Source organism: Dysgonomonas sp. 216, assembly GCF_010501065.1.
Classification (GTDB): Bacteria; Bacteroidota; Bacteroidia; order Bacteroidales; family Dysgonomonadaceae; genus QVMM01.
On sequence record NZ_QVMM01000011.1, the window covers coordinates 76,170 to 91,379 of the forward strand.

16 protein-coding genes are annotated in these 15,210 nt (G+C 36.9%); 9 read left to right on the forward strand and 7 right to left on the reverse strand.

All coding sequences use genetic code 11. The features are described 5' to 3' along the window. Positions 1-3: 3 nt before the first annotated feature. The 7 genes from coaE to rfbB all read right to left on the reverse strand — a co-directional run bounded on the left by coaE (position 4) and on the right by rfbB (position 6,583). Positions 4-591, reverse strand: coding sequence for a dephospho-CoA kinase (gene coaE / locus D0T53_RS08220; protein WP_163266725.1), 588 nt, complete (start codon positions 589-591; stop codon positions 4-6). Beyond that, on the reverse strand, positions 584-1,579 hold the full coding sequence (locus D0T53_RS08225) for a YbbR-like domain-containing protein (RefSeq protein WP_163266727.1): 996 nt from the start codon (positions 1,577-1,579) through the stop codon (positions 584-586). The genes coaE and D0T53_RS08225 overlap by 8 nt, the downstream gene beginning before the upstream one ends. Before the next feature lie 23 nt (positions 1,580-1,602). Next, positions 1,603-1,920, reverse strand: coding sequence for a preprotein translocase subunit YajC (yajC, locus tag D0T53_RS08230; protein WP_163266729.1), 318 nt, complete (start codon positions 1,918-1,920; stop codon positions 1,603-1,605). 88 nt (positions 1,921-2,008) lie between these two features. Further along, a complete protein-coding gene (gene nusB / locus D0T53_RS08235) occupies positions 2,009-2,932 on the reverse strand; it encodes a transcription antitermination factor NusB (RefSeq protein ID WP_163266731.1) in 924 nt (307 codons plus the stop codon). Between the two features lie 137 nt (positions 2,933-3,069). Further along, a complete protein-coding gene (gene murA, locus D0T53_RS08240) occupies positions 3,070-4,377 on the reverse strand; it encodes a UDP-N-acetylglucosamine 1-carboxyvinyltransferase (RefSeq protein WP_163266733.1) in 1,308 nt (435 codons plus the stop codon). Between the two features lie 41 nt (positions 4,378-4,418). Further along, positions 4,419-5,423, reverse strand: coding sequence for a UDP-N-acetylmuramate dehydrogenase (gene murB / locus D0T53_RS08245; RefSeq protein WP_163266735.1), 1,005 nt, complete (start codon positions 5,421-5,423; stop codon positions 4,419-4,421). 23 nt (positions 5,424-5,446) lie between these two features. Beyond that, positions 5,447-6,583, reverse strand: coding sequence for a dTDP-glucose 4,6-dehydratase (rfbB, locus tag D0T53_RS08250; protein ID WP_163266737.1), 1,137 nt, complete (start codon positions 6,581-6,583; stop codon positions 5,447-5,449). 246 nt (positions 6,584-6,829) lie between these two features. On the opposite strand from rfbB, the gene rpmB reads away from it, so the two are divergent. The 9 genes from rpmB (at position 6,830) to D0T53_RS08295 (ending at position 15,188) form a co-directional block, all read left to right on the forward strand. Beyond that, positions 6,830-7,081, forward strand: coding sequence for a 50S ribosomal protein L28 (rpmB, locus tag D0T53_RS08255; protein ID WP_163266739.1), 252 nt, complete (start codon positions 6,830-6,832; stop codon positions 7,079-7,081). A 28-nt stretch (positions 7,082-7,109) separates the two neighbouring features. After that, positions 7,110-7,298 (forward strand): 50S ribosomal protein L33, encoded by a 189-nt coding sequence (gene rpmG, locus D0T53_RS08260; RefSeq protein ID WP_163266741.1) that lies wholly within the window; start codon positions 7,110-7,112, stop codon positions 7,296-7,298. Between the two features lie 13 nt (positions 7,299-7,311). After that, positions 7,312-7,473: a DUF4295 domain-containing protein gene (locus D0T53_RS08265; protein ID WP_163266743.1), complete on the forward strand. Its 162-nt coding sequence runs from the start codon at positions 7,312-7,314 to the stop codon at positions 7,471-7,473. Between the two features lie 141 nt (positions 7,474-7,614). Next, complete coding sequence (gene ftsY / locus D0T53_RS08270) at positions 7,615-8,568, forward strand: signal recognition particle-docking protein FtsY (RefSeq protein ID WP_163266745.1); 954 nt, start codon at positions 7,615-7,617, stop codon at positions 8,566-8,568. An 80-nt stretch (positions 8,569-8,648) separates the two neighbouring features. Continuing rightward, on the forward strand, positions 8,649-9,944 hold the full coding sequence (rimO, locus tag D0T53_RS08275) for a 30S ribosomal protein S12 methylthiotransferase RimO (RefSeq protein WP_163266747.1): 1,296 nt from the start codon (positions 8,649-8,651) through the stop codon (positions 9,942-9,944). Positions 9,945-9,960: 16 nt separating this feature from the next. Continuing rightward, entirely contained in the window at positions 9,961-10,239 is a 279-nt protein-coding gene (locus D0T53_RS08280; protein WP_163266749.1) for an HU family DNA-binding protein, read from the forward strand. Between the two features lie 5 nt (positions 10,240-10,244). Then, positions 10,245-12,359, forward strand: a complete 2,115-nt coding sequence (locus tag D0T53_RS08285; protein WP_163266751.1) for an HU family DNA-binding protein — start codon at positions 10,245-10,247, stop codon at positions 12,357-12,359. 54 nt (positions 12,360-12,413) lie between these two features. After that, a complete protein-coding gene (gene lysS, locus D0T53_RS08290; protein WP_163266753.1) occupies positions 12,414-14,144 on the forward strand; it encodes a lysine--tRNA ligase in 1,731 nt (576 codons plus the stop codon). A 36-nt stretch (positions 14,145-14,180) separates the two neighbouring features. Further along, positions 14,181-15,188, forward strand: coding sequence for an NAD(P)H-dependent glycerol-3-phosphate dehydrogenase (locus D0T53_RS08295; protein ID WP_163266755.1), 1,008 nt, complete (start codon positions 14,181-14,183; stop codon positions 15,186-15,188). Positions 15,189-15,210 lie beyond the last annotated feature (22 nt).

A 15,210-nucleotide genomic window follows, 5' to 3' on the forward strand; every position in this document is an offset into this window, starting at 1 on the left:
GAATTAATTTTTGTATCCCAACTGATTCAGAATTTGCAGGGTTTGTGCAATTACTGATTCTGTGCCATCATTATAGATGACAAAATCGGCAAGCTTCATCTTTTCTTCATCAGGCATTTGGCTATCTATCCGATCCATTACTTTGCCTCTGCTTGTTCTGTCTCGCTGCATAGCTCGTGAAATCCTTGTTTCGAGAGGACAATAAACCATGATTGTTTTATCAACAAATTTATTGAATCCCGATTCGAATAATATAGCAGCTTCATTGCCTATAACAGAGCAGTTTTCTCTTTTTTCCATCCACAGAGCAAAGTCTTTAGCCACTTCTGGATGTATTATTTCATTTACTCGCTGACGTTTTTCTTCGCTGGTAAATATATATGAGGCTAATAACGATTTATCTAATTTATTCCCTTCATATATCTCTTCGCCAAATTCCTTTATCAATTCGTCTTTAATAATGGGCGAAGTAGCCGTAAGTTTTTTACTTTCGGTGTCGGCCATGTAAACGGGGATGCCCATTAAAGTTAATATTTTCGATACCGTAGATTTTCCGCTACCGATTCCTCCTGTTATTCCTAATTTAATCATAATTGTTTTGTTCAAAAATAAATTCTACATCTGCGGGCGACATCGAAACGCTTTGTATATGATCGGGCATTGATATTATTCGCAAAGGTACATGTGATTCACGGGTGTTTTTTAGATCGTTATAATCAAGTTGTATAACGAAATCTTTTTCTGTTATTTGTTGATACTGAGAAAGACCTACCAGAAATGAAACTTTTACTGAAGATGGAAAGAATTTCACCTCCAATTTTTCCGGCAGGTTTATGCAAACAATTTCTATTTGCAAATTCTTTTGAGTATATTTATCTATAGGAACATAAACATCTACCACATCGGGAATAAATTTTACGTTCTCAATATTTTTTATGGCATATTTTAGTGGGCTCTCTGAATTATACTCGTGTATTGTATCATTTACGGTATACACATAATTCATTCCGTTTAGAATAGTTTCGGGTCCGTAAGCCAACACCGTGTCGGGTAAAATGCTTATATCGCCATCAAGTAAATAGCCCGACGAGATAAACACCTGCCCGTTAAAAATTACAGGTAATTTTTTCTGTTTCAGAGCAGTGTACTGAAATGTTATAAACGAAGGATCGTAATTAACAAGAGTTGCTGTGTTTTGTAATTTGTTTTTTACGGCCTGTTGCAAAGAGGTTGAAGATAGTACTTTGTTAGATGTTGTGGCAAAGACTTCTGAAATATCTATTGTTAGAGAATCTTTCCGCTTTGTAAAGTACGAATTAAATAATCCATACCCATTATCTTTTATTGTTATATTTATACTTTCAGGCAATGGTGTGTTAAAGATAACGCTGTCGGGTATCGATATGTACCTTATTGGAAGGTCGTAGCTTGCTGTGAAATTTTGCCTGTATATCTGAAAAAACCAAAGGATTGAGGATAAAAGGACAAAAAAAGAAAAAGTCAGAACCTTTCTCCATGGTGTATTCACCAGAATTTTCCTGACTTTTTCTGATATATTATGATATATATTATTATCCATAATATGACCTCATATTCGGCTTTTTAGTTTTTCGAAACATCCTCGCCTGCAGCGTATACTGATGCTTTTTCTACTTTAATTTTAACCGAATCGGCTATTTCAACAATAAAGAAAGTTTCGCCAACTTCTTTTATGCGTCCATGAATACCTCCGGCTGTTACAACTTTATCGCCTACCTTCATTGCTTCGCGGGCTTGTTGTATTGCTTTTTGTTTTTTCTGTTGTGGCCTGATCATAAAGAAGTAGAAGATAGCAATTATTGCTACCATCATTATAATCATTTGCATTCCGCCACCTTCACCTCCTGTTGCTCCGTCTAAAAATACAGTTAATAAATTCATAATATTCTTTTTGATTTTAATGTATCCAAAGATACAGTATTATTTGTAAACAATAAAAGTTTAATATTAAAAGTACTGTTGGGCTTTATTATTTAAACAGTTTTTTAGATGCCCTAAGTTCATTAACAATCGAATCGAGTATTCCGTTTATAAAAGATGCACTTTTTTCGGTGCTATACACTTTTGCTACATCAATGTATTCGTTGAGAGTAACATTAACCGGAATGCTGGGGAAGTTGATAATCTCGGTAAGTGCTGCTTGCATTATAACGAGATCCATAAATGCAATACGCTCCGATTCCCAGTTTTGGGCATGGTGGGTTATCATTTCTCTGTATTCTTTCATGTTAAACAATGATTCCCGTAATAGCTTAACTGCAAATTCACTGTCTTCCTCATCTCTGAACATAGGAAGAAGAACTTGTTGGTTAGTGTCGTCTTCTTCAAGTTTTTTGATTGTTTTCAGTACAAACGATTCGATAATTTCTATGTCATCGTTCCAGAATATACTTTCGTCTTCGAGTAAATCATCAAGGTCTTCATTCGCATAAATGAATTTTTTGAATATTTTACGCCAAAAATCACGGTCGTCTTCGTAGCTTGGATTTTCCAAAGCTATATAGTCTTTGTATATTTCAGAAACAAGTATGCGGTTTAGTATAGTTTTTATGAATGACTCTTGTTCGTTCCAGTCGAATGGCCTTTTATTCAAGTATTCCGAAAGTTCGGTGTTTTTTCGGAGCTGACCAATAAACTTATTATCAAGAAGGCGAACATTTGGGTTCATGTCTTCGTAGGAGGGAAGGAGTTTCGATTTATTTGCTTCAACTCTTTTTGCGTAAGCGTCGGTAATAGCAATAAGTAGTCCTAAGAGGTAAAAATATAAATCGTAAGATTTCTGAAAGCTGAGATTTAGTTCAGCTTCACTTTTTTTTAGGTTTCCATCTTGGTTCTGATAATAAGAATATAAAACCTGAATAACCCTAATACGGATAAGAACGCGATTAATCATAAAATATGTAAAGATTATTTCCGAGTGCAAAGATAATATTTTTCAGTTCACATATCATGTTCTTATGCTCGAAAAAAGAAAAAGCCGAAAAGTTAATAATAACTTTCGGCTTTTTTGTTTATAATATTGTGTTGTTTTTATTGATCCATTCTCATAATATTTGCACCTAATTGGTTAAGACGTACGTCTATGTTTTGATAACCACGGTCTATTTGATCAATATTGTGTATGACACTTTTTCCGTCGGCGCACATTGCTGCTATAAGTAAAGCTATCCCTGCCCGTATATCGGGCGACGTCATAGTTGTAGCGCGCATAGGGCGTTTCCCCGTTCCTATAACTGTGGCACGGTGCGGATCGCAAAGAATGATTTGTGCACCCATATCTATAAGTTTGTCTACAAAAAACAAACGGCTTTCAAACATTTTTTGATGTATAAGTACACTACCTCTAGCCTGTGTAGCTACAACCAGCAAAACGCTAATAAGGTCGGGGGTGAGGCCTGGCCACGGAGCGTCGGCTATAGTAAGGATAGAGCCATCGATGAATGTGTCGATAGTATAATCTTTTTGCTTGGGTATATATATATCGTCTCCTTTTCTTTCTACTTTGATTCCTAGGCGACGGAATGTTTCGGGGATAATTCCAAGATTGTCGTACGACACGTCTTTGATAGTCAGTTCCGAGGATGTCATTGCTGCCATTCCAATAAAACTGCCAATTTCTATCATGTCGGGTAAAATACGGTGAGTGGTTCCTCCAAGCTCTTTTACGCCTTCTATGCGTATTAGATTAGATGCTATTCCCGATATATTTGCTCCCATCTGTACCAGCATCTTGCAAAGCTGTTGTAAATAAGGCTCGCATGCCGCATTGTATATGGTTGTTTCGCCTTCGGCTAATACAGCTGCCATTATTATATTTGCGGTACCTGTAACCGAAGCTTCATCCAGAAGCATGTATGTGCCTTTTAGTTTTTTAGCAGTGATGGAGTATAGTTGTTGAACGCTATCGTATTTGAAATCGGCTCCTAGCTTTTGTATTCCTAAAAAATGTGTATCTAAACGTCTGCGACCAATTTTGTCTCCTCCCGGTTTGGGGAGTATGGCCTGACCGAAACGGGCAACCAAAGGTCCGATGATCATAACAGATCCTCGTAATGACGAGCTTTTTTTGAAAAACTCAGGGGTCTGAAGATAATCGAGATTTACTTCATCGGCTTTAAACGACCAAGTGTTTTCGCTCACTCTTTTTGTTTTAACTCCCATATCCGATAATAAGGCTATGAGGTTGTTTATATCTAGAATATCGGGGATGTTTTCGATGATAACTTCCTCGGGGGTGAGTAGGGTTGCACAAATAATTTGCAGAGCTTCGTTTTTTGCTCCTTGCGGTGTTATCTCGCCATTAAGGTGGCAGCCTCCTTCTATAATAAATGATGCCATGATCTGATTTATAATGTTGTTTTAATGCGTGGTGTTATTTATTAAAATATTCTGACTTCGGGTTCAAGTTCTATCCCGAATTTGTCTTTTACTGTGTCTTGTATAGTTTGCGCGAATTTTACAATTTCGCGACCATCACTTGCTCCATAATTTACGATTATAAGCGCTTGGTTTTTGTAGGTTCCAATGTTTCCTATTTGTTTGCCTTTAAATCCGGCTTTATCTATAAGGAATGCAGCTGATGTTTTTATTTTTCCATCGTGTTGAGGGTAAACAGGGAGGTCGAAGTGGATTTTAATAAGCTCTTCCGACTTTTCTTTTGAAATGTATGGGTTTTTGAAAAAACTTCCGCAATTAGGCAGCTTTTTATGATCGGGAAGCTTACGTTCACGTATGCGGATAACCGCCTCTCTAACATCTTTTATCGTTGGAAAAGCAATATTCTCTAACTCTTTATTCAAGTCAAAGTATTTGGGTTTGTATGAGTATGTTCGTTTTAGTTGGAATACAACAGAGATTATAATGTATTTATTAGTACGTTTGAAGATACTATCTCTGTAAGCAAATTCACATTCGCTATTCGAAAAAGATAATACTTCGTGTGTATTTATATCTAAAGCTATAACTTCCTTGATGCAATCTTTGACTTCTGCGCCATATGCTCCAATGTTTTGAACCGGAGAAGCTCCGACGGTGCCGGGGATGAGAGAAAGATTTTCCAATCCCGAAAAACCTTTTTCAACACAGTAGTTTACGAAATTGTCCCAATCCTCAGATGCCATGACTTCGATGAAGATGTCCTCATCCTCATTCTCTTCGTCCGAAACTTCAGTTATGCCTGTAAGTTTTGGCTTTATAATTAGCCCGTCAAAATCGTGTGTGAAGAATAAGTTACACCCTCCGCCTATAATAAGCTTCTTTTCTGTGGGGTAGTCTGCTATGCATTGCTTAAGCTCTGCAATGTTTTCCGGTTCACAGAATAGCTTGGCGTAGGCTTCGGTCCGAAACGAGTTGTATTCTTTTAATTGTACGTTTTGTTTATACATTATTGCCTTAAAATCCGTTATGTTTACCTGTTTTCGTACATCTGTTGATAATACTTCATGTAATCGCCAGATGTAACTTCGTCAACCCATTGTTGGTTGTCGAGATACCAATATATTGTTTTCACAATACCTTCGTCAAAATAAGTTTGTGGCAGCCATCCTAATTCATTTGATATTTTCGTTGGGTCTATCGCATAGCGATGATCGTGACCTTGTCGGTCTTTAACGAATGATATAAGATTGTTATTAATCCATGATATGTCAATACTTCCATCTTGTAAAATCTCCTTTTTCTTTAACGCGCAACGGTATTCAGGCTCTTTTTCCATAATACTGTGTATGGTGTATATTACGAGTTTTACGATGTCTATATTCTTCTTTTCATTATGTCCTCCAACATTGTATATCTCGTCAGGGCGTCCTTTATGAAGAACCACATCTATTGCCCTGCAATGGTCTTCAACATATAGCCAATCTCTAACATTGCTGCCATCGCCATATACAGGTAGCTGTTTGCCTTCTAGTATATTCCTAATGATGAGGGGTATTAACTTTTCGGGGAAATGGTATGGACCATAGTTGTTTGAGCAGCGAGTGATGTTTATTGGCATTTTAAAAGTCTCGCCGTATGCTTTTACAATCATGTCGCTCCCTGCTTTTGATGCGCTGTATGGTGAACGGGGGTCGAGTGGGGTTGTTTCTGTAAAATAACCTTCATCTCCTAGTGAGCCATATACTTCGTCGGTCGAGACATGTAAAAATTTCACTCCGCTTTTCCATATAGGGTAATTATTTTCATCTTTGCCTGTTGTCCAGTGCTTTTTTGCGGTATCCAGCAGATTCTGTGTTCCCAATATATTTGTTTGCAGAAATAATTGGGGATTCTCAATGCTCCGATCAACATGACTTTCTGCGGCAAAGTTCACAACATAGTTTATGTTGTGCTCAGTAAATATTTTTTCGCAGATTTGCCTGTCGCAAATGTCTCCTTTTACGAATGTTATTCGAGAATCTTTGAGTTCTTTGCTCAAAGTTCCTAAGTTTCCAGCATAAGTCAGGGCGTCTAATATTATAAATTGACCATCAGGATGCGCTGTAAGCATGTGCTTGACAAAATTTGAGCCAATAAAGCCGGCTCCTCCTGTGATTAAATATGTCATACTCTTTTATTTTATAATTTTGTTCGTTGTTTTGCAAAAATAGGAAATAAATTCATTAAACGGTTTGACTTTTTGTTTTCAGCAAAAAAAAATGTTTTATGTGAAAAAGTTTGTTTTAAAAATTGAAATAATATTTGTTTGATAAAAAAAAAAGATTAATTTTGCAGCCTCAATTAACCATTACAAATTCCATACAAAGTAATTATCAGTTAATTAAGATTATAAAAATAACAAATAATAATAGCAATGTCCAAGATTTGTCAAATAACAGGGAAGAAAGCTATGGTGGGAAACAATGTTTCGCACTCGAATAAAAAGACGAAAAGAAAATTTAACGTCAACCTGTTTTCTAAAAAATTCTACTGGGTAGAAGAAGATTGCTGGGTAAGCTTGAGTGTATCGGCTGCTGGTCTTCGTACAATTAATAAAATAGGCTTGGATGCCGCTCTTAGAAGGGCTATGGCAGCAGGTTTTTGCGACCGCATAGTTTTACTGTAACGCTTAAATTAAGAGGAGGACTAAGAAAATGGCAAAAAAAGCAAAAGGAAATAGAATTCAAGTGATATTGGAGTGTACCGAGCATAAAGAAAGCGGTATGCCGGGAACATCGAGGTATATTACTACCAAAAACAGAAAAAATACAACCGAAAGAATTGAGTTGAAGAAATACAATCCTATTCTTCGCAGAGTAACTGTTCATAAAGAAATCAAGTAAAAAGATATAAGAAATGGCAAAGAAGACAGTCGCAGGTTACCGTGACCAATCGTCAAAAGACGGACGTAGTCATACAAAAGTAATCAAGATGGTAAAGTCTCCAAAAACAGGGGCTTATACATTTAAAGAAGAAATGGTTCCAAATGAAGCTGTTAAGGATTATTTCGCAAAATAATCTCGTTAAAAATATATAAAAGCCTCCTATCCTATAATTGGTTGGGAGGTTTTTTATTTTTAGATTTAATAACTTTGTAATAGGCACAGGGTTAGATTGTTGTGGGTTGTTTTAGAATATTAATAATATAATAAAGGAAATATGGGCTTGTTTAGCTTTTTTTCGAAACAGAAGAAAGAGAACCTTGATAAAGGGTTGGAGAAAACTAAAGATAGTATGTTCTCAAAGTTGTCTAGAATTGTATCGGGGAAATCTAGGGTAGATGACGATGTTTTGGATGATTTAGAAGAAGTGTTGATAACATCGGATGTGGGTGTTGATACAACTCTTAAAATTATAGACCGAATAGAGAAACGTGCAGCTCGTGATAAATATATTAATACAGATGAGTTAAACTCTATTTTGCGAGAAGAGATTGCTGCTCTTTTGATGGAGAATAATACTGTTGATAACGAAGATTTTTCTATATCTGAAGAAGAAAAACCATATGTGATTATGGTTGTGGGGGTAAATGGCGTAGGGAAAACAACAACTATAGGAAAGCTTGCAAATCAGTTTAAAAAGAATGGTCTTTCGGTTTATTTAGGTGCTGCCGATACGTTTCGAGCTGCAGCTGTGGAACAGCTGGTTGTTTGGGGCGATAGGGTTGGTGTGCCTGTGGTTAGGCAGTCGATGGGGGCCGATCCTGCCTCTGTTGCTTTTGATACTATAAGTTCGGCGAAAGCAAATGGAGCTGATGTTGTGATTGTAGATACGGCGGGCAGGTTACATAATAAGGTTGGGTTGATGAATGAACTAACCAAAATAAAAAATGTAATGAATAAGGTTGTGCCTGGAGCTCCGCATGAGGTATTGCTTGTTCTTGATGGATCGACAGGGCAGAATGCTTTTGAGCAAGCGAAACAATTTACTGCGGCTACGGATGTGTCGGCTTTGGCGATAACTAAGTTGGATGGAACGGCCAAAGGTGGAGTTGTTATAGGTATCTCGGATCAGTTTAAAATCCCTGTAAAATATATAGGTTTAGGAGAAGGTATTGATGATTTACAAGTGTTCAGACGAAAAGAGTTTGTTGATTCGTTGTTTGGTGGGTAAAAAAATATTATTTTTGTTGGTGATATAGTAGACGAAAGAGTCTGCTAAAACCCGATGAAAAGGGTAATTTTCGATTGCTGATGAAAAAGAATAGAATAGACGTCATAACTTTGGGGTGTTCTAAGAATCTTGTAGATTCGGAAATGTTGATGAAGCAACTTCTGGCGAACGGTTATACGGTGAAACATGATCCTGAAAAACCGGAAGGCGAGATTGTTGTAATTAATACTTGTGGGTTTATTGGGGATGCCAAAGAGGAGTCTATTAATATGATTCTTGAGTTTGCAGAGGCAAAACGGAAGAGGGAAATTAATAAACTTTTCGTAATGGGGTGCTTGTCTGAAAGGTATATGTCAGAGTTAGAATTGGAGATCCCTGAAGTTGATAGATATTACGGAAAGTTTGATTGGAATGCCTTAGTTGGAGATCTTGGCAAGTCGTATCGAGATGATATGGGTTTCGAGAGAGTTATTACAACTCCGGCGCATTATGCATATCTGAAAATATCGGAAGGATGCAATCGGGCATGTTCATATTGTTCAATCCCAATAATGACAGGTAAGTATAAATCGCGCCCAATAGAAGAGATTGAGGCGGAAGTGAGATACTTGGTTGGTTCGGGAGTGAAGGAATTTCAGGTTATTGCTCAGGATTTATCGTATTATGGAATTGATAGATACAAAGAAGCAAAACTGCCCGAATTAATTGAACGGATAGCTAAAATAGATGGGGTTCGTTGGGTAAGATTGCATTATGCGTATCCGACGAAGTTTCCGGATGATTTGTTACGCGTTATGCGTGAAAATAAAAATGTATGTAAGTATCTTGATATTGCGCTGCAACACATAAGTGATAATATACTGAAAAAAATGAAACGAGGTATCTCTAAAAAGGAAACTTACGAATTAATTGACAGGATAAGAAAAGAAGTTCCGGGCATTTATTTACGAACAACGCTAATGGTTGGGCATCCGGACGAAACAGAAGAGGATTTTAATGAACTTGTCGATTTTGTGAAAGAAATTCGTTTCGAAAGAATGGGTGCATTTCCTTATTCGCACGAAGATGGGACTTATGCTTATAATCATTACAAAGACAATGTTCCGGAGCAAGTGAAGCAGGATCGCATGGATTTGTTGATGGCTGTTCAAGAGCGCATATCGAACGAAATAGGTTCGTCAAAAATAGGACAAGTGCTTGATGTTATTATTGATAGGGAAGAGGAGGATTATTATGTCGGGCGTACCGAATATGATTCGCCAGAAGTAGATCCTGAGGTTTTGATAACAAAGAGTAAACAAATAGAATTAGGTGAATTTTATCAGGTTCAGATAACCGATGCTGATGTCTTTGACTTATATGCAGAGGTTGTATGACCATTTATATACTACTATGACACATAAAGAACTTACAGCAGAACTAGCAAAACGATTAGGATGGACTCAAGCCCGAACATCTTTAGTATTAGAATCGGCAGTGTCTATCATTGGTGAAAATTTAGCGAATTCAAATTCTATAAACATACAAGGCTTTGGTGTGTTTGAAGCAAGACTTAGACAAGAACGTGTTTCGGTTAATCCGGTTTCTAAACAACGATTTTTGGTTCCGCCTAAGATAACTCCGGCTTTTCGTCCGGGACAAACGGTTAAAGACAAACTTAAAAATCTGTAATTGACATGAAGGAAAAACTCACACTTCAAGACCTCGTTGATCTACTGGCTAAACAAACCAGTTTGACAAAAAAAGAAGCAGATGCTTTCTTTAGGGAGTTTTTTAATGCCATAATAGATGATGTTTTTGGCGGAGAACCTGTTAAAATCAAAGACTTTGGTACGTTTAAACTGACTAAAGTAAGTAGCAGAGAAAGCGTAAATGTAAACACTGGAGAAAAAATTGAAATTCCAACTCATTATAAACTAAGTTTTTTGCCCGATAAAATACTCAAAAGTTTAGTTAATAAACCATTTGAGGGATTTGAAACCACATTGGTAGAAGAAGGCGTTTCTTTTGGTGTTATAGAAGAGTCGGAAGAATCTGTTGAATTACTCGAAGAGGAAGATACAGCAACAGACGATATTGATGTAATAAGTTCTGTTGTTAATGAAAAGGCGCAGGAAGCACTGAATATTCAAGCTAAATCTGATGCGAAAACGAATAATTCGGGCGAGCAGAAAAATCAGAAAATAGAAACTCCTTATGTTTCGGATGGAATTTATTCGTATCCAGTAGTATATACATATGCTACAACAGAAACACCAAACGAAGAGGACAGCATAACAATGATTGTTTCGTCGGCTAATGAATCCGATATCGAAACCGTAAAAAGTGCTGATGATACAAATAATATTGAAGAAGAGATTGCTACTCAAGATGTGTCGGGTGTTGTTAGCGAACCCGAATCGGAGAAAATTGAGGTGTCAGTTTTAGATAATGCTAAACCTCTAAATGAAGAGGATAAATCGCAGTCAGATAGGTCTGATAAAGAGGTTGTTGTGTTTGATGTTACCGAGCCTATCGAAGCTGCAGAGGATATATTGGCAGATATTAAAAAATTAGATGACTCCAATTCTATTGATGCCGAGAAAATACAAGAGAAAATACAAGAACTTCAACTTGCTATTGAAAAATTGAATCAGGCAAAGATTCAGAAAGAGTTAGAAACTCAAAAAGAGACACAAGGAGCAGAAGACGAAGGTTTAGTTGAACAAACAGAACAGAAAGAACCTATAGTTGATGAAGACTATAATGCTACCGAAGAAATAATTGAACCTCCAATTGAAGAAACAGCAGTTGTTTCCGAGCATTCGTTAGAAGATTCTGATTTGCTCGAAAAGCTAGAACCTCTTGATAAGGCTGGCGAAGATATAGAAGTAACAGCAAGTTACCCTTCGGATATTGAAGATCAGGCAGATATTGTTGATGAGGGTTATTACGATTATTATAAAGAATCGGCATGGACTCGTATTCGTCGAAGAATGCCTATTATATTGTTTTTATTGGCTACAATTGCATTTGGTGCATACTTATTTTTTAATTTATTTGAGAATACTCCAAAAGTATTTGTGCCAGATAAAAAAACATTTACTTCGTCAGGAACACTACCTGGTGTGGCAAGTAAAGATAGTGATGTAACAACTTTGCATAGCGAAGATATACCTCCAATTGTTTTGCTTGATAAAGATTCGTTGAATAGAATTAAAGATATAAATGTGACTCCGGAATCGGTTGATTCGGTAAAAAAACGAATTGAAGGTTTAGCTAAGACTTATTCATCGGAGAGAAGTCCTAATATAGCAGAAATATCTGATATACTAAAGATAAGGGTTGTTCGTAAAGCTGAAGCTTTATTAAATAATCCCCAATTATTGGAAGATAGTATTTTACTGAGCGAAGAAGAGTTGGAAGCCGAGGTAGTTGATGCCGGATTGGGGGGCGTTAATAATAATGGTAGTGCGAATGTAAAAAATGTTGTAGAGAAGAATATTATAGTTAAAAATTCAGAATTTCCTAAAACTGTGAAGGTTCAGGCCGGAAATTCGTTGCGAAGTATAGCTTCTAAGCAATATGGAAATTACATATATTGGGTATATATATATCAAGAGAATAAAGATAAGATACCTAATATAGATAATTTGCTTATAAATATGGAGCTAACTATTCCTGCTCTAGATAAATATGGAGTTGCAGATCCAAAAGATCAAACAGCTGTTGATAAAGCTAAGATACTTGATAAAAAAATTACGACAGAAGGCAGGAGAAATAGCAACAATAGCGATAGTAATTCCTACTAGTTTTGTAAACAAAGGAATTTGGATAAATTAAAGAAAAGATATAATCAAAAAGTAATGAGTAGTATATTGGAATTAAGCGAACAAGAGATTTTTCGCAGAAAAAGTTTAGAAGAGTTGCGTGCGTTAGGTATTGAACCCTATCCCGCAGCATTGTACGAAACCAATGCTTATTCAACAGATATAAAGAAGGAGTTCAATGAAGACTCAGATCCTCGTCAGGTTTCTATTGCCGGTCGGATAATGAGTCGTCGTATAATGGGGAAAGCTTCATTTATAGAACTTCAAGATGGCGAAGGACGTATACAGGTTTATATAACACGTGACGATATTTGCCCGGGAGAGGATAAGGAATTGTACAATACTGTTTTCAAGAAACTACTTGATATAGGTGATTTTGTGGGTATTAAGGGATTTGTTTTTCGTACCCAAATGGGCGAAATATCAATTCATGCCCAAAGTTTAACAGTTTTGGCGAAATCGTTACGTCCACTACCTGTTGTTAAAGTTAAGGATGGAGTTACATATGATGGATTTACTGATCCAGAAATGCGTTATCGTCAACGATATGTTGACCTTATTGTTAACGAAAACGTAAAGGATGTTTTTCTGAAAAGGACACAGGTATTTAACTCGATGCGTGAATTTCTGAATGGTCACGGATATATTGAAGTTGATACACCTGTTCTGCAAAGTATTCCGGGAGGAGCAAGTGCTCGTCCGTTTATAACACATCACAATGCATTGGATATTCCGTTATATCTGCGTATTGCAAACGAACTTTATCTGAAACGTTTGATTGTTGGCGGATTTGATGGTGTTTATGAGTTTTCGCGCAACTTCCGTAACGAAGGGATGGATCGCACACATAATCCGGAATTTACAGTTATGGAGTTCTATGCAGCTTATAAAGACTATAACTGGATGATGGATTTCACAGAGCGTATGCTCGAGAAAATCTGTATGGATGTTCATGGAACAACCAAAGTTAAAATGGGAGACAATGAAATTGACTATAAAGCACCTTATCCGCGTGTGACGATGATTGATTCAATCAAGCATTTTACCGGATTTGATATAGGTGGTATGGATGAAGCCCAATTAAGAGATGTTTGCAAGCAATTAGGCATTGATCAGGATGAAACGATGGGTAAAGGCAAGTTGATAGATGCTATTTTTGGTGAAAAATGTGAAGGCAACTATATTCAACCTACATTCATTATTGACTATCCTGTTGAAATGTCTCCTCTTACAAAAAAACATCGTAATAATCCCGAATTAACAGAACGGTTCGAGTTAATGGTGAACGGTAAAGAATTGGCAAACGCCTATTCTGAATTAAATGATCCTATCGATCAGCGTGCACGTTTCGAAGATCAGTTGAAATTGTCAGAAAAAGGAGACGATGAAGCTATGTTTATCGATCAGGACTTTCTTCGTGCACTTGAATATGGTATGCCTCCAACAAGTGGTATAGGTATAGGCATGGATAGGCTTGTTATGTTTATGACCGGACAGGTATCGATACAAGAAGTATTGTTGTTTCCTCAAATGCGTCCCGAAAAGGTAACAAAAAAAGATGCAGTAACTAAATATACGGCTATAGGTATTCCTGAAGAGTGGGTTGCAGTTATTCATAAATCGGGATATCTGACTGTTGAAGAATTACAGGATGTGAATCCGAATAAATTCCGTCAGGAATTATGCGGGTTAAATAAAAAGCATGATTTGGGGTTGACTAATCCTTCCGATGAGGATATAGCCCGTTGGATTGAAGGTGCCCGGTAAATACCATTGGGCTTTGTTTAACCAAAGTATATAATTATGATTTTTCCCGGAAAAATAGCCATATTAGGTGGTGGAACTTGGGCTACAGCTTTAGCTAAAATAATGTTGGCTCACGAGAAGCATATTAACTGGTATATGCGCCGCCCCGAACAAATTGAAGATTTTAAAAAAATAGGGCATAACCCGTCTTATTTATCAAATATAGAATTTAATCTTGACAGGATTACGTTTTATGATGATATAAACAAGGTTGTCGAAGAATCAGACACCCTTGTGTTGGCGGTTCCTTCGCCCTTTCTGAAAGGACACTTAGAAAAACTCGATAAAGCAGAAAAAGCGCTCGAAGGTAAATTTATAGTTTCGGCAATAAAAGGAATTGTACCTCCCGAAAATCTGATTGTAACAGATTATCTAGCTAAATTTTATGGTGTAAAACCAGATAATATAGCTATTATTGGTGGTCCATGCCATGCTGAAGAAATTGCAATGGAACGCCTTACATATCCAACTATAGCTTGTGCTGATTTAGAAAAAGCTTCGGCGTTGGCTAATGTTTTTTCCAATCGTTTTGTTCGTCCAACCGTTTCTTCAGATGTTACGGGTATTGAGATTGCGGCGGTTTTGAAAAATGTATATGCTATTTGCTCGGGGGTTTGTCACGGTTTGAAGTATGGAGATAATTTTCAGGCGGTACTTATATCGAATGCCATAAAAGAAATGGAACGGTTTGTAGCGGCGGTTTCTCCTATCGAGCGTAACATATACGATTCGGCCTATTTGGGCGATTTATTGGTAACGGCATATTCAACGTTCAGCCGCAACCGTACTTTTGGGTCAATGATAGGAAAAGGGTATTCGGTAAAGGCTGCGCAAATGGAAATGGAAATGATTGCAGAAGGCTATTATGGTACAAAATGTATTATGGAGATGAATGAAACAGTAGGAATTGAGATTCCAATTGTGGAAACTGTGTACCATATTCTTTACGATAGAATACCAGCCAGATCGGAGGTTAAAGTTTTAAGAGAGAATATTCTTAAATAATATAATAAATCACAATCACTTT

Excerpts from the sequence above, each read along its gene's own strand:
- lysS (WP_163266753.1), top strand. The coding sequence starts at position 12,414 with ATGAGTAGTATATTGGAATTAAGCGAACAAGAGATTTTTCGCAGAAAA.
- D0T53_RS08265 (WP_163266743.1), top strand. The coding sequence starts at position 7,312 with ATGGCAAAGAAGACAGTCGCAGGTTACCGTGACCAATCGTCAAAAGAC.
- rpmG (WP_163266741.1), top strand. The coding sequence starts at position 7,110 with ATGGCAAAAAAAGCAAAAGGAAATAGAATTCAAGTGATATTGGAGTGT.
- rpmB (WP_163266739.1), top strand. The coding sequence starts at position 6,830 with ATGTCCAAGATTTGTCAAATAACAGGGAAGAAAGCTATGGTGGGAAAC.
- yajC (WP_163266729.1), bottom strand. The coding sequence starts at position 1,920 with ATGAATTTATTAACTGTATTTTTAGACGGAGCAACAGGAGGTGAAGGT.
- D0T53_RS08285 (WP_163266751.1), top strand. The coding sequence starts at position 10,245 with ATGAAGGAAAAACTCACACTTCAAGACCTCGTTGATCTACTGGCTAAA.
- rimO (WP_163266747.1), top strand. The coding sequence starts at position 8,649 with ATGAAAAAGAATAGAATAGACGTCATAACTTTGGGGTGTTCTAAGAAT.
- D0T53_RS08280 (WP_163266749.1), top strand. The coding sequence starts at position 9,961 with ATGACACATAAAGAACTTACAGCAGAACTAGCAAAACGATTAGGATGG.
- coaE (WP_163266725.1), bottom strand. The coding sequence starts at position 591 with ATGATTAAATTAGGAATAACAGGAGGAATCGGTAGCGGAAAATCTACG.
- D0T53_RS08295 (WP_163266755.1), top strand. The coding sequence starts at position 14,181 with ATGATTTTTCCCGGAAAAATAGCCATATTAGGTGGTGGAACTTGGGCT.
- D0T53_RS08225 (WP_163266727.1), bottom strand. The coding sequence starts at position 1,579 with ATGGATAATAATATATATCATAATATATCAGAAAAAGTCAGGAAAATT.
- murA (WP_163266733.1), bottom strand. The coding sequence starts at position 4,377 with ATGGCATCATTTATTATAGAAGGAGGCTGCCACCTTAATGGCGAGATA.
- nusB (WP_163266731.1), bottom strand. The coding sequence starts at position 2,932 with ATGATTAATCGCGTTCTTATCCGTATTAGGGTTATTCAGGTTTTATAT.
- ftsY (WP_163266745.1), top strand. The coding sequence starts at position 7,615 with ATGGGCTTGTTTAGCTTTTTTTCGAAACAGAAGAAAGAGAACCTTGAT.
- rfbB (WP_163266737.1), bottom strand. The coding sequence starts at position 6,583 with ATGACATATTTAATCACAGGAGGAGCCGGCTTTATTGGCTCAAATTTT.
- murB (WP_163266735.1), bottom strand. The coding sequence starts at position 5,423 with ATGTATAAACAAAACGTACAATTAAAAGAATACAACTCGTTTCGGACC.